Annotated in this window: 13 protein-coding genes; 7 read left to right on the plus strand and 6 right to left on the minus strand. The window is 64.5% G+C overall.

The genetic code is table 11. The features are described 5' to 3' along the window. Positions 1-33 precede the first annotated feature (33 nt). From IVA78_RS20225 to IVA78_RS20235, 3 genes are all read right to left on the minus strand, one after another. Positions 34-1227 carry an adenylate/guanylate cyclase domain-containing protein gene (locus tag IVA78_RS20225; RefSeq protein ID WP_247416070.1) on the minus strand — a complete coding sequence of 398 codons (1194 nt, stop codon included), beginning with the start codon at positions 1225-1227 and terminating at the stop codon, positions 34-36. Between the two features lie 60 nt (positions 1228-1287). Then, the gene (locus IVA78_RS20230; protein ID WP_247416071.1) at positions 1288-1926 is read right to left on the minus strand and encodes a HutD family protein; all 639 of its coding nucleotides are present in this window, start codon (positions 1924-1926) and stop codon (positions 1288-1290) included. Positions 1927-1997: 71 nt separating this feature from the next. Further along, a complete protein-coding gene (locus IVA78_RS20235) occupies positions 1998-2180 on the minus strand; it encodes a hypothetical protein (RefSeq protein ID WP_247416072.1) in 183 nt (60 codons plus the stop codon). 313 nt (positions 2181-2493) lie between these two features. On the opposite strand from IVA78_RS20235, the gene IVA78_RS20240 reads away from it, so the two are divergent. The 5 genes from IVA78_RS20240 to IVA78_RS20260 all read left to right on the plus strand — a co-directional run bounded on the left by IVA78_RS20240 (position 2494) and on the right by IVA78_RS20260 (position 6075). Continuing rightward, positions 2494-2799 carry a DUF2282 domain-containing protein gene (locus IVA78_RS20240; RefSeq protein WP_247416074.1) on the plus strand — a complete coding sequence of 102 codons (306 nt, stop codon included), beginning with the start codon at positions 2494-2496 and terminating at the stop codon, positions 2797-2799. 45 nt (positions 2800-2844) lie between these two features. Next, the gene (locus IVA78_RS20245; protein WP_247416077.1) at positions 2845-3759 is read left to right on the plus strand and encodes a DUF692 domain-containing protein; all 915 of its coding nucleotides are present in this window, start codon (positions 2845-2847) and stop codon (positions 3757-3759) included. Continuing rightward, positions 3749-4528, plus strand: coding sequence for a DNA-binding domain-containing protein (locus IVA78_RS20250; RefSeq protein WP_247416080.1), 780 nt, complete (start codon positions 3749-3751; stop codon positions 4526-4528). Before IVA78_RS20245 ends, IVA78_RS20250 begins: the two co-directional genes overlap by 11 nt. After that, positions 4528-5037, plus strand: a complete 510-nt coding sequence (locus tag IVA78_RS20255) for a DoxX family protein (RefSeq protein ID WP_247416168.1) — start codon at positions 4528-4530, stop codon at positions 5035-5037. Before IVA78_RS20250 ends, IVA78_RS20255 begins: the two co-directional genes overlap by 1 nt. 225 nt (positions 5038-5262) lie before the next feature. Next, positions 5263-6075: a class I SAM-dependent methyltransferase gene (locus IVA78_RS20260; RefSeq protein WP_247416083.1), complete on the plus strand. Its 813-nt coding sequence runs from the start codon at positions 5263-5265 to the stop codon at positions 6073-6075. Positions 6076-6103: 28 nt separating this feature from the next. On the opposite strand, the gene IVA78_RS20265 is transcribed toward IVA78_RS20260, so the two are convergent. Further along, positions 6104-7657 (minus strand): L,D-transpeptidase, encoded by a 1554-nt coding sequence (locus tag IVA78_RS20265; protein WP_247416084.1) that lies wholly within the window; start codon positions 7655-7657, stop codon positions 6104-6106. A gap of 276 nt (positions 7658-7933) precedes the next feature. Then, positions 7934-9370, minus strand: coding sequence for an oligosaccharide flippase family protein (locus tag IVA78_RS20270; RefSeq protein ID WP_247467331.1), 1437 nt, complete (start codon positions 9368-9370; stop codon positions 7934-7936). A 262-nt stretch (positions 9371-9632) separates the two neighbouring features. Here IVA78_RS20270 and IVA78_RS20275 point away from each other — a divergent pair, with 262 nt between their 5' ends. Next, positions 9633-10721 carry a glycosyltransferase family 1 protein gene (locus tag IVA78_RS20275; protein ID WP_247416089.1) on the plus strand — a complete coding sequence of 363 codons (1089 nt, stop codon included), beginning with the start codon at positions 9633-9635 and terminating at the stop codon, positions 10719-10721. Beyond that, entirely contained in the window at positions 10718-11785 is a 1068-nt protein-coding gene (locus IVA78_RS20280) for an endo-1,4-beta-xylanase (RefSeq protein ID WP_247467334.1), read from the plus strand. The genes IVA78_RS20275 and IVA78_RS20280 overlap by 4 nt, the downstream gene beginning before the upstream one ends. Before the next feature lie 83 nt (positions 11786-11868). Here the strand turns inward: IVA78_RS20280 and IVA78_RS20285 are convergent, their stop codons facing one another. Continuing rightward, entirely contained in the window at positions 11869-12819 is a 951-nt protein-coding gene (locus tag IVA78_RS20285) for a DUF6492 family protein (protein WP_247416095.1), read from the minus strand. Positions 12820-12933: the final 114 nt, after the last annotated feature.

Genomic DNA, 12933 nt, shown 5'->3' on the forward strand with positions numbered 1-12933 from the left:
GCTGGGTCGAATTCAGCCGGCGCCGTGCGCCGCTCACCCCTGATACGCAAACAGCTCGATCGGGTCGCTGAAGCCGCGCACCTCGTGCTGGCCGACATGCTCCAGCGCGAACTCCTTCTCCACCAGTTCGGCGAAGGCGCGCGACAGCAGCACCGTTCGTCCGAGCTGCTTCGTGAGCGCCTCCAGGCGCGAGGCCATGTTGACGGCGGGGCCGATCACGGTGAAATCGAGCCGGCTGGTTGAACCGATATTGCCGTACATGACGTCGCCGACATGGACGCCGATACCGTAATTGAGCGGCGCGCGGCTGGTCGCACTGTTCCGCTCGTTCAAGGCGGCCATGGCCTTGCGGGCTTCGGTCACGGCATGGAGCAGGTTGGCGCAAGCGTCGGGCTGGCTGAGCGGGAAGATGGCGAGCAGGCCGTCGCCGATGAATTTGAGGATTTCGCCGCCATACCGCGCGATGGGTTCGGACATCGCGTCGAAATAGTCGTTAAGGAGATCGATGACGTCATCGCGCGGCCAATTGTCCGAGATTTTTGTGAAGTCTCTGAGGTCGCAGATCATGATCGCGGCGCGCACCGTCGTGCCGGTACCGCGCCTGGTGGCGCCGGCCAGGATCAACTCGCCGGCATGGTGGCCGACATAGGTCTCGAGCAGCGTGCGCGCCAGGCGGTTCTTGACGCGGATCTCGCTGACCAGCGCTAACACCGGCAGCAGCTTCTTCAGGCCGGCGATATGCGCATCGTCGAACCCGCCGGGACGATCGGTGGCGAAGGTGACGAGGTGGCGCTTGCCGAGCGTGTGGTAGAGCGGCCAGGCCACATAATCGGTCAGGCCTCGCGCCCGCATCTCGTCGTAGAGCGCGTGCCTGCGGCCGAGCGAACGATCCTGCTCCAGCCGCTCGCGCACCTCGTCGGCGCCTTCAAGGATCTCATTGGCGGCGCTGCCGATGTATTCGGAGCGCTCACGAACGTCGTAGTCGACAAGTGCAATCTCCGCCTCGCGCATCCCGTCGGACCACATCATCCGCGCTCCCAGCCATTGCGGGTGATGGATCAGGATGTGAAGCGTCGACCGCTTGAGCGGGATGCCGGCCTGCTGGAGGCGGACGCACATCTGCGCGAAGATGTTATCGACGAAGCGCTCGTCGCGCGTGCCGTTGGTCAACCAGTCGACGACATTGTCGGCTTGCGTGGCGGGGGCGTGAATGTCTGGCGCGTCCATATCTTGCCCCTTTGAGCGGCGGTCTGCATCGCGCAGATATCGTGCTCCGGCGCGACGGCGTCAACCTGGCCAGTTGCCCGGTTTGTGCGCAGCCGCCGTTTGGGGAGGCGCCATCTCACCGACGATCCGGATCGACCCCAACACCGCCAGACCCGATGCGAGCGCGAGGCTCGACGGCTCGGTGAGTTCGACCTTCAGCGTGCCGCCATCGGGAATCGCGAAGCCCTCCCCGCCAAGACGGACGCTGCAATCGCCCCGAACCGCGTAAACCAGATGCGTGCCGGCAAACAACGACCGATCGCCGGGCGGCCTGAGCGCTTCGAGCTCGACCTCGACCGCACCACGCCGCGCCATCAGGTTCACGACCTCGACCGGACCGGCCTCGAGCTTCGTCACGATATCGAGCTCCCCGGCGAAGCGCACGGTCGTGAAAGGTTCTCGTTCATCGAATTCCTGCGCAGGCGACTTCAGCACCAGCCCGCGCCCGCCCACAACCATCTGGAGGCGGTCGATGCCGGGCATGTAGGAGAACGGACCGGGCGTAACGATAGGCGTACTGGCAAAGCGCCAGAGCAGGCTGTCCCAATCCTTCACCGGTGCATCACCGCGATGGGCATCCGCGATGTCGGTGAAAAAGCCGCCGCCGTTTTTCCACGGCGAGCGGGTGTAGTGTTCGGGCTTGAGCAGCGTGGTTTTCATATCCGCATCATGCCCGTGCTGGGCAGACTTTGCCAACCGGTTTGGCGGACGGCGCGCGCTTCTGCGTCGTGCTATTTCGCGGTCAACGCTGCAACCGGACGGCATGAGACATCGGGCGCCGCGGCTGAATATTGCCGACAGCGGTCGCGCGCGGCTTCGCCGGTGAACTTGTTGGGACCAGGGCCGAGACGGCCAGGCGTGCTGACCGTTAGCCTGGCGATCGCCCGAAGCTGCCGTCCTGGATCGACGTTCATGGTTGTTTCCCCCCTTCGGTCGGACACGGCTCCCCTGTCATTGCTCTTCGCTGGCTTCCGCCGTTCGTTACCTCTGGCCGGTCCAATCCGACGCGGCCAATGCTCTCCCGCTAATGTCTCAATAGCGCCAACGCATTGGATTTGAACGGCCGCCTGCCCGCTAATCCTGACCCAAGCGCGCCTTCGTGCGCCAGATCCAAGCGGTCTCACGGATTCGTGAGTAGCTTCTTAGTAACGCGCGCTGCGCGCGGAGCGAAGGAGATTATGCGCTTTCGCCTGCCAGGCGATGCCATTTCGAACAGGAGAAACTCCGATGTCTGCCAAGCACGTCGTCACGTCGATCGTTCTCGCCGGCGCGGTGTCAACCGCCCTCGCCACCCTCGCGGCCGCCGGTCCGCTGACCAAGGCGGAGGCCGATGCGGCCGTCGCCGCCAAAAAGGAAAAATGCTTCGGCGTCGCGCTCAAGGGCCAGAACGATTGCGCGGCGGGGCCGGGCACGACCTGCCAGGGCACATCCACCGTCGATTTCCAAGGCAACGCCTGGAAGTTCGTGCAGGGCGGCACCTGCACCAGCATCGAGCTGCCGAACGGCAAGAAGGGTTCGCTCAAGCCGGTCTAATGCACCGCGTCGCGCCCACGACAACAGTGAAGAGCGGAGAAGACAATGACGACGGCAACCGTGCCCGAGGCGTCTGCGGTGCCACTCCGCTACTCCGCTCCCATCGGCGGTGTTGCCGGGACGAGCTTCAAGCCCGAGCACCTCCAGGCCATCCTGAGCACGGGCCGGCAATGCGGCTTCTTCGAGGTACATGCCGAAAACTATATGGGCGCGGGCGGCCCGCCGCATCGCGCGCTGGAGGCGATCCGCCGCGACCATCCGCTGTCGCTGCACGGCGTCTGCATGTCGATCGGCGGACCCCCGCCGCTCGATAAGGCGCATCTGGCCCGCTTCCGAGGTTTGGTAGCTCGCTACCAACCAGCGCTGGTCTCCGAACACCTTGCCTGGTCAACGCATGAGACCAGCTTCTTCAACGATCTTCTGCCGCTGCCCTACACCGAAGCGACGCTGGCTTGCGTCTGCGACCACATCGACCAGGTGCAGGACGCGATCCGCCGTCCGTTGCTATTGGAAAATCCGTCGACCTATGTCGCCTTTCGCGAATCGTCGATGAGCGAGACCGATTTCATCCGCGCCATTGCCGAACGCACCGGCTGCGGGCTGCTGCTCGACATCAACAACGTCTTCGTATCCGCGACCAATCACGGATTCTCCGCGCTTGAGTACCTCGCGGAATTTCCGCTGGCGCACGTCGGGGAGATTCACCTCGCCGGCCACGCAGAGCAGGCCGATGACGAAGGCGACCTGCTGCTGATCGACAGCCATGACGGCCCGGTCGCAGATGCCGTTTGGAAGCTATTCGAGATCGTCATCCGGCGCCGCGGTGGCGTGCCGACGCTGATCGAATGGGATAGCAAGATTCCGGACTGGCCGGTGCTGCAGGCGGAAGCCGCCGCCGCACAGGCAATCCTCGATCGCTGCAATCAGACTGCGACTGCGGGAGACCGTCATGCCACCTGAGCAGGACCTGTCCTATGCCGCCGCCTTTACGCCGGGACTGCTGGACCCCACGCGGGCGGCGCCCGCGATCGTGGCGGGTCCGAACGGCAAGGCCGCCGGCAAGCGCTACGCCGTCTACCGCAACAATGTCACGGTGAGCCTGATCGATGCCCTCGCTGCGATCTATCCGGCGGTGCAGCGCATCACCGGTCCTGATTTCTTCCGTGCCATGGCGCGCTTCCACATCCGTAGCAGCCCGCCCACTTCCCCGCTGCTGTTCGAATATGGCCGCGAGTTTGCCGACTTCATCACACGTTATGAGTATGCGCAGACAATGCCCTGGCTTGCGGATGTTGCACGCATCGAGCGGGCGTGGCTCGATGCCTACCATGCGCAGGACGCCGCGCCGTTATCGGCCGCTGCGCTGGCGGCCTTCGCCTCGGAACGGTTGGCCGATCTCGTCTTCATCGCGCATCCGGCGCTGCGCATCGTGCGCTCGCCCTTCTCGGCAGTGACGATCTTTGCCGCCAACCGCGACGACGCACCCGTCGGGCGCATTGACGCGTCGACGCCGGAAGACGCGTTGATCACCCGGCCCGAATTCGACGTCATGGTGCGGCGCCTTCCGCCCGGCGGCGCAGTGTTTGCCGAACGTCTTGCGTCGGGCGAGCCACTCGGCGGGGCCGCCGCGTCGGCGCTGGATGCATGCCCCGATCTCGATCTCGCTTCCAACATCACCGGCCTGATCGAGGCTGGCGCATTCACTTCGCTTGCTCTCGGAGACGCATGATGATCACCGACCAACGCATGACTGCGGGAAGCGCCCTGCCATCACTTGGGTTGCTGCTCGACAAGGCCAACTCTCTGATACGGACGATTGCCGCGCCCTCGCTCGTTCAGCTCGTGCTGCGCGCGGCGCTCGCCGTTCCCTTCTGGCGCTCGGGCATTCTCAAGTGGGACGGCTTCCTCAGACTCAACGACACCGCGGTGACGCTGTTCAGCGACGAGTTCATGCTGCACCTGCCCGGCGGGCCCTATCACTTTCCTGCGCCGGCGGTAATGGCCTTCCTGTCGGGATGTGGCGAGATCATGTTTCCAATCCTGCTGGTGCTGGGTCTCGGCACACGGTTCGCTGCGCTCGGATTATTGCTCATGACCGTTATCGTCGAGCTCACCGTGCCCGACGGCTGGCCGATTCACCTCACTTGGACGGCCATGGCACTTGCCCTCATGGCTTACGGACCCGGGTACATCTCGCTCGATCATCTAATCTGTCGCGCGCGGTCGCACGCACGATAGGACGCTGGGCGCCTTACATCCCGCTCAACCCGCTATCGACGGCGGGCGTCTGCGCGGTGCGGCCCGCAGCGGCGAGGCGAAATCGTAGAACGGATGGCCGGCTTGGCCGACACCGCCTGGAGCGCGCCCGATGCGGAAACCGGCCTGGTTCGCATCTTTGCTGGCGCGGTGAGCTAGCGGTCCATGGTAGCTTGATCTCGCGTCTGAACCTTCAGCGAGGCAAGCATGACCGACACCGACAAGGTTTTCGCCGGCTCCGTCCCAAAACTCTACGACGAATATCTCGTCCCGATGATCTTCGCCGCCTATGCCGATGACATCGCAAGACGCGTCGCCGCGCTCTCGCCTTCCGTATTGCTCGAGATCGCGGCTGGCACCGGCGCGGTCACGCGCGCCGTGGCGGCGGCGCTGCCACGCAGCGTCCGCTATGTTGCGACCGATCTCAACGAGCCGATGCTCGCGGTTGCAGCGCAGCGTCAGGCAGACGATGCTCGCATTGTCTGGCGCCAGGCGGATGCGTTGGCCCTTGCGTTCGGCGACGCCGAATTCGACGTGGTCTGCTGCCAGTTCGGCGCCATGTTCTTTCCGGATCGCGTCAAGGGCTATTCCGAAGCAAAGCGCGTTTTGAAGCCGAGCGGCACGTTCCTCTTCAACGTCTGGGACCGCATCGAGGACAACGTGTTCGCCCACGATACAACGATCGCCTTGGCCAAGCTGTTTCCCGATGATCCGCCGCGTTTCATGGCCCGGACACCGCACGGCTATTTCGACCATGCGATCATCAGGGCCGATCTCGAACGGGCAGGTTTTGGCAGCGTCTCCATCGAAACGCGATCCGCAATCAGCCGCGCGCCAACGGCGGAATACGTGGCGATCGCCTACTGCCAGGGCACGCCGCTGCGCGGCGAGATCGAGGCAAGAAGCGGCGGCGACCTTCAGGCTGCGACTGACGCGGTCACTGAGGCGATCCGGATGCGCCATGGCTCCGGTCCGGTCGAAGCCAAGATTCAGGCTCTGGTGATCACGGCGCGGCCGTAAGCCTGCGCCGCAGGCGATCTCCGCGTCGCTACCAAAAGCCCCGCTGCACCGGCTGCGTCGATTGGTAATACTGATACTGGCCTCTCCGGCGCGGATTGACCGGTTGCACGTACGGATCGCGCTGGAAGAAGAAGCCGAAGCCGTTGCCGCCATTGTCCCAGCCGTCATCGCTCGCGATCATGGCAGGCGCGGTCGGCTTGCGGGTGATGAAGCCGCCCTGCGGCTGATTGCTCAGCACCGCGACGAACTCGGTGCGATAGTTGGTCTCGCTGCTCAGCGGCTCGTCCGAGATGATGATCGAGGAGCGCGGCAACGCGGTCGGCGCGATACGATCGAGCACGTCCTGCGGGATGGTGATCCGGTCGAGCGCGGCCCTCGCCTCGTCGCCGTTTTCGATCGTGACCACGCTCCAGCGCAGGCCCGTATCGGTCCTCGCCATCGCCGTGAAGATATGCGTGCCGAGCGGCTGGTCTGGATTGCGGATCGTGACGGGGACCTCGATGCTGGTGTCGAACACCTCGCCGCCGCCATCGGGTGCCGGCTTGTGGGTGTTTCGCCGCACGTACAGCTTCTGCGTCGCACGACTGATGTAGACCGAGACCGGCTCGAGCGCGAGCTTTGCATCGGTCGCCGCCTTCACGGCGTCGGCTTTCCTGGCCGCCGCGACCTTGGCGGCCTCCTTGGTGGCGGCGACGGCCTCGCGCTTCGGCTGCGCCGCGGCCTTTGCGGCATCGAGCTGCGTCGCTGCATCCGCAGCCTTGGCGGCGGCCTTCTGCTTCAGCTCCTCGGCCTTGGTCCGGGCCTGATCGGTCTTTGCGTTCGCGAGCATCTTGTCGGCGAAAGCGAGCTCGGCGTCGGCGCGAGCCTTCTGCTGTTCCAGCTTGCGCAGCGCCGCCGGCAGCGAAGCGGCTTCTTTTGCGGCTGCCGATGCGGCCTTCTTGGCCTCGTCGGCGGCCCTGGTGGCCTCCTCCGCCTCGGCGGAGAGCTTGTCGGCACGGCTCGGCGCCGCCGCAATGGCCTCCCGCTTCGGCATGAAAAGCGCGGGGTGGGAGAACTGGGTCGGGACCGTATCGTCGGGCGAGATGATCACGCGCATCCCGATATACGTCTTGTCGAACAGATTCTCGGCAAAGCCGAACGGCATGCGCACGCAGCCATGTGAGGCGGCATAGCCGGGCAGCGGCCCGCCGTGCAGCGCGATGCCATTCCAGGTGATGCGCTGCATGTGCGGCATCCAGGCATCGTCATACATGGTCGAGCGGTGGTCCTTGTCCTTCTCGATGATGGCAAAGACGCCCGCCGGCGTCTCGCGTCCCGTGGTGCCGGTCGACACCGGCGCGCGCAGGATCCAGCCGTCGGAATCGTAGAAGGTGACCTGCTGGCTCTTGATCGACACGATCGCCATGATCGGCTCGCCGGCTACGCGCGGCGCCACCGCCTCGACCGGCTGACGGGCTTGCTTGGCAGCCGTCACCGGCGCCACCGCCGCAAACATGGCCAGCGTCGCAAGCGCAATGATCCCGGTAGGCCCCTGACGCCGCACCGCTCTGGTGGATTGCGCCGTCGTCGATCGGTTTTTCATGCCATCCTCGGTCGAACTGCCAGTCCGCTGGTGTCGGTCAAATGTCAAATTGCGATCTCTGGATTAAGAAATCGCATCCGCCTTACGTTCCGTCTGTGGCGAGATTCGGCACGTTCCCGCGACAAATCTCTCATATACGACGGTTCACATCGGCGGAAGGCGGCCTCCGGCCGAAGCTGGCCCGAAGCCGGCCCTCGATCGCTGCGGCAGAATGTCCGGCTAAGCTGGTTCAGCTGCACGGGACAATGCCGGGAGCGGTCAGGCTCGCCTTGGTCGCTAAACGCCCAGCGCCTTCCGGTTGAACGTTCGCAGGAGGCGCAGGGACAACGTTCGCACGTTCGCGACGTTCATCAGCCACGCCGCGGCGGCGTAAGCGAAGCCACCGGCGAGGCTCACGACGATGAGCGACCCGAGACCAGTGCCGCCCGCTTGCGATCGCGCGATCAGGATCGCGGCCGCCATCGCCGCAGCGGAAGCGGCAACAGCGGCGAGGCGGTTGAGATCGAACGGGACCGGGTGGGCCCGATGCATCAAGAGGACAGCCACGAGGAAGCCGATCGCCTCGGTCGCGAAGGTCGCCAGCGCCGCACCGTAAAGGCCATAGCCGGCGACGAGCGCGAACATCAGGATCACACTGACGACCAGCGTGAGGAAGGACTGTGCCGCCAGCATGAAGGGGCGTTCGGCGAGTTGGAAGCTGATCTGGACATAGAACTGATTGGCGATCCCGAACAAGCGGGCGAGCACCAGGGTCGGCAGCAGCGCGGACACGCCCGCGCGGAAGTCGACGCCGACCAGCGTGCCGGCGACCTGGTCCGCCGCCAGCGCAAGCCAGACCGCGACGGGCGCAACGACGACGAGCAGCAGTTCGAGGCTTTCGGTCAGCCGCTCCCGCGTCGTCTCATTGTTTTTCTCCGACAACGACCGGAACACCAGCGGCACCGTCGCCGCGGCAACGCTGGAGGCGATCATGACCATGAATTGGCGCGGCAGGTCCGCAGCGACGCCAAAAATGCCGGCGGCATCCTTGCCGAGCAGATAGGCGACGATGAGCCGGTCGCAGGCCGAGTAGACCGCAACGGAAAGCCCGGCCAGCGTCAACGGAAGACCGTAGCGCGCCAGCTGCATGAACTGGCTGCGCTGGAAGCGTGCGATCTTGGTGCGGTCACCGACCAAATTCAGGATGATGCCGGCGAGCGAGCCGAGGCCGAATGCCGCGAGCAGCCCCAATCCACCCCAGCCGAGCCAGATCCCGGCGAGCCCAAAGCCGACGCTCGACACGCTGCGCACGATCGAGATCGCCGCGAAGCGGTAGGGCCGCAGCTTGGCGCGCTCGAACTCCTGGCCGACATCGACCGCATTGGCCATGATCGCGACGAACATGCTGGCGAGCAGCAGCTCGACGGTGACGTCGCTTCGGAACAGGAAGACCAGCGGAGTGGTCGCGCAGAGAACCGCCGCCGTGAGCGCAAAGACGACCATCGCGGTGCCGCGAAAATCCACCTCCGCCGACATCGCCTGATAGCGGGATACCGACAGCTTGATCCAGGCGAAAAAGATCGCGCCCAGGATTCCCGCAAGGCTGATGCCGACCACATAGACGCCGTACTCCGCCGGCGTCAGCAGCCGTGTGTAGGCCGTAACCGCGAAGAACCCCACCGCCGCAGGCAGGATGTAGGCGACGAGATAAATGGAGAAATGACGATTCAGCATGCGGACTTTGGACCGGTGGCGGCCGTGAGGATTAACGAAGCGTTAAAACACTTGGACTTTGGTGGAGCAATCGGACGGCGCGCTGGCGCCGGCAGGATAGCCGCATAAGTCTGCAAATCGGACCGCGAATGGAGCAATCGCGCGGTTATCGCGCGTTAGCGTTAAATTTGCCCTGTCCTTGAAGGGGCCGGCGCGATCACAGAAAAGAAACAATGATATCGCAACGTCGCCCCGAATCCTCCGATGTGCTGATGTGACTGACATGGACGTTGCCGAACAAGCACGGGCGAAGCCGGCCTCTCGGCCGCATCGCGGCACCGACGCGCCGCTTGCGCCGGCAACCTCCGGCAATGCTGGCGGCGACAGGATGGTCCTCAACCTCTTCTTCGAAGAACGGGACGACCGCTGGTTTCCCGGTGACCGCCATCTCCGGCCGCTGCTGCGGCGCTTGCTGGTTGGCAAGTCCTATATCAGCGGCCAGCGGCGCGTGCTCCTCAATCTGTGCGCGGGCCTCGATCGGCTCGGCATCCGCTACCGCGTCAACGACTATCGCTACATCCAGAAGCACCCCGAGGAACTGGCCTGCATCATCGGCCGGCCGTTCGTGCTCGACTGGTTCAAGTGGAAAAACCCGCTACTGCTCGGCGTCGCCATGTACGACCACCCGATCGATGCGCCGGAGACTCTGAAGGATCTCGACGTGAAGCGCGTGCTGGTGCCATGCGCCTGGTACGCCGAGATGTTCCGTCCGCACTGGCCCCATGTCGGCGCCTGGCCCGTCGGCATCGAGACCGATTTGTGGACACCAGCGCCAACCGAGCAGAAGAGCGTCGACGTGCTGCTCTACGACAAGATCCGCTGGGATTATGGGCGCTACGAGGCGGAGCTGATCGAGCCGATCCGCAGGCATCTCCAAGCAAGCGGCCGCACTGTCGAAGTGATCCGCTACGGCCATTACAAGGAGGACGACTACAAGGCGGCGCTGGCGCGCTGCCGCAGCATGGTCTTCCTGTGCGAGCACGAGAGCCAGGGCATCGCCTGCCAGCAGGCGCTATCGAGCGGCGTGCCCGTCTTTGCCTGGGATCGCGGCGGGCCGTGGCAGGATCCGAAGTATTTTCCGCACAAGGTGAGGTACGAGGGCGGCGTGTCCTCGGTCCCTTATTTCGACGCGCGCTGCGGCATGACCTTCACGGATGCGGATGGTTTCACAGCCGGCTGGGCCGGCTTCTGGTCGCACGTCGCGGCGGGAGACTTCGCACCGCGGGACTATGTGTTGGACAATCTGACGCTCGAGAAAGGCGCGCTTCACTATTACGAGATCGCCGAAGCGGCGATGCAGCCTCACGCGTGACCAGGCTCGACCGACGCGAATTCTTGCTCGGCGGCGCCGCAACGCTCGCGGCGGGCGCATCGGCGTCCGCAGTGCCGGCGTCGAAACGTGCCCAGCGCCGTCCGGGCTTTGGCGCTGCGGCCACGCTCTGGGACCTGCAAGCTGATCCGCGGCTTGGCGACGCCATCAGCACCTATTGCACGCAGGTGGTGCCGGTGCTCGAGCTGAAATGGCCGATGCTGCGGCCGGATGCGCACACATTTGCTTTCGAGCGTGCCGACGCGATCCTGGATTTTGCGCAGGCGAACGATTTGACGATGCGCGGTCACGCGCTTGCCTGGTATCACGACATTCCCGACTGGACTAAGCAGATCAAGGACGGCAAGGGCGTCGAGCGCGCCTTGGTCGATCACATCGGCACCGTCGTGTCCTACTACAAGAACAAGCTGACGTCGTGGGACGTCGTCAACGAGCCGATCCCGGACAATCCGAAGAAGGTCACCGACCGGCGCGACACATTCTGGACGCAGCATCTTGGTCACGGCTGGATTCCGCTGGCCTTCCGCACCGCCGCCGCGGCCGATCCCTTCGTCAAGCTCGCGATCAACGAGTATGACATCGAATCGGCCAAGGACTCCTTCATCGCCAAGCGCGCGGCCTACCGCAACCTGATCATGGACCTGCTCGACCAGGGCGTTCCGCTTCACGCCGTCGGACTGCAATCGCATCTGCATGCGGAGCTCGAAATCGACACACACGGGCTCGCCGAGTTCGTCACCGCGCTGCGTTCCTGGGGGCTCGAGGTGCTCGTCACCGAGCTCGATGTCGACGATCAGAAGCTGGCGGGGAGCCCGGCGGAGCGCGACGCCATCGTCGCCAAGCGCGTCGACGATCTGCTGACGGCCATCTCAAGCAGCGGACCGGTGCGCTCGATCCTGACCTGGGGCATCTCGGATCGCTACAGCTGGATCAACGGCACCTTCGCCCGCAAGGACAAGCAGCCGAACCGTCCTCTGCCGCTCGACGGCGAGTTCAAGCCGAAGCCGTTCATGGACGTCATCAGCAAATTCACGAAGGATGCTTGAGCGCGCTATCGTATGAGCATGATCTTTGCGGAAAACCGCTGCACATTTTGCGCGAACGCCGCCCTTCGGGGTCGAATCATGTTCTAGCGCGTTTTCGGCACCTCGAATGCTGCAACCTCGCCCATAAGGTCGGGCGACAGGCTCGGCGCGCGCTGGTCGCGCGAATTCAACCGGAATACCTCGCGGATGTCGACGATCGAGGTCGACGAATAGGACTGGATGCAGAGCGCGACCTGTTCTGGCGAGGCCGCGCGCATCATCGCTTCGATGGCCGGACGGTCGAGACGCGTGTCGTCCCAGTGCGAGACCGCGATACTGTCTTCCGTGACCCGATGCGCAGCCAGATGCGCGGGCGAGCTCGCGACGAAATGACCATAGAGCAGGTATTCGGAAAACTTCTTCTTGCGGCACAGCGCCAGGACCCAGTTCAGCCCTGTCGCCGCCTTGATGGCGCCGGTCATCGCCCGCGCGGTGTCCTTGTCCCAGACCAGCGCGTTGCCGACATAATCGTCCGCCGGAAACGAGCGCTCCTCGATACCCAGAAGCTGATCGACGGTACGGAGCCACAGGCCATGCAACGGGTGGTCGGCGCCGATCGCCTTGCGAGTGACGAAGAGCGGCGTCTTCTCGCCGCCGGCGTACTGGCCAACGTCGAATTCGCGGAAGAAAAGATTGTCCGAATCCAGGATGCAGACGCGCTGCTCCGGCGCGTTGAGAACGCCAGCGATCTTCAGGATCTGCTGGATGTGCCAGCCGTGCACCGGTGACGAGAGCAGCGAGAGCCAGACGCGCCGGCTGCTGATGAACTGGAGGGCCGGCGGGAGCGCGAAGAGCCATTTCGGCAAGTAACGCGAGGCCGGGACGATGACGCGCTTGTCGGAGGCAAACCGCTCGAACAGCGGCACGTCCTCATCGTTAACGAGAACATAATGCCGCGTGTATCCCGAGAGCCAGGTGTCGATGCTCTCGCTGAGCAGCGAAAAGCGCTCGATATCCTTGGCGTAGCTGGCGGTCAGCAGGGCAACGGAATGCATGGGCGCGCTCAAATGGGCCATCGGGCCGCAGTCATAGCCGCGCTGGGAGATGCTGGAAACTCACAAACGGAATCAAGGTAAAATGAAACGAAGCATTAGCCGTCCGCCTGGAAC

Source organism: Bradyrhizobium sp. 137 (assembly GCF_023074095.1).
GTDB lineage: Bacteria > Pseudomonadota > Alphaproteobacteria > Rhizobiales > Xanthobacteraceae > Bradyrhizobium.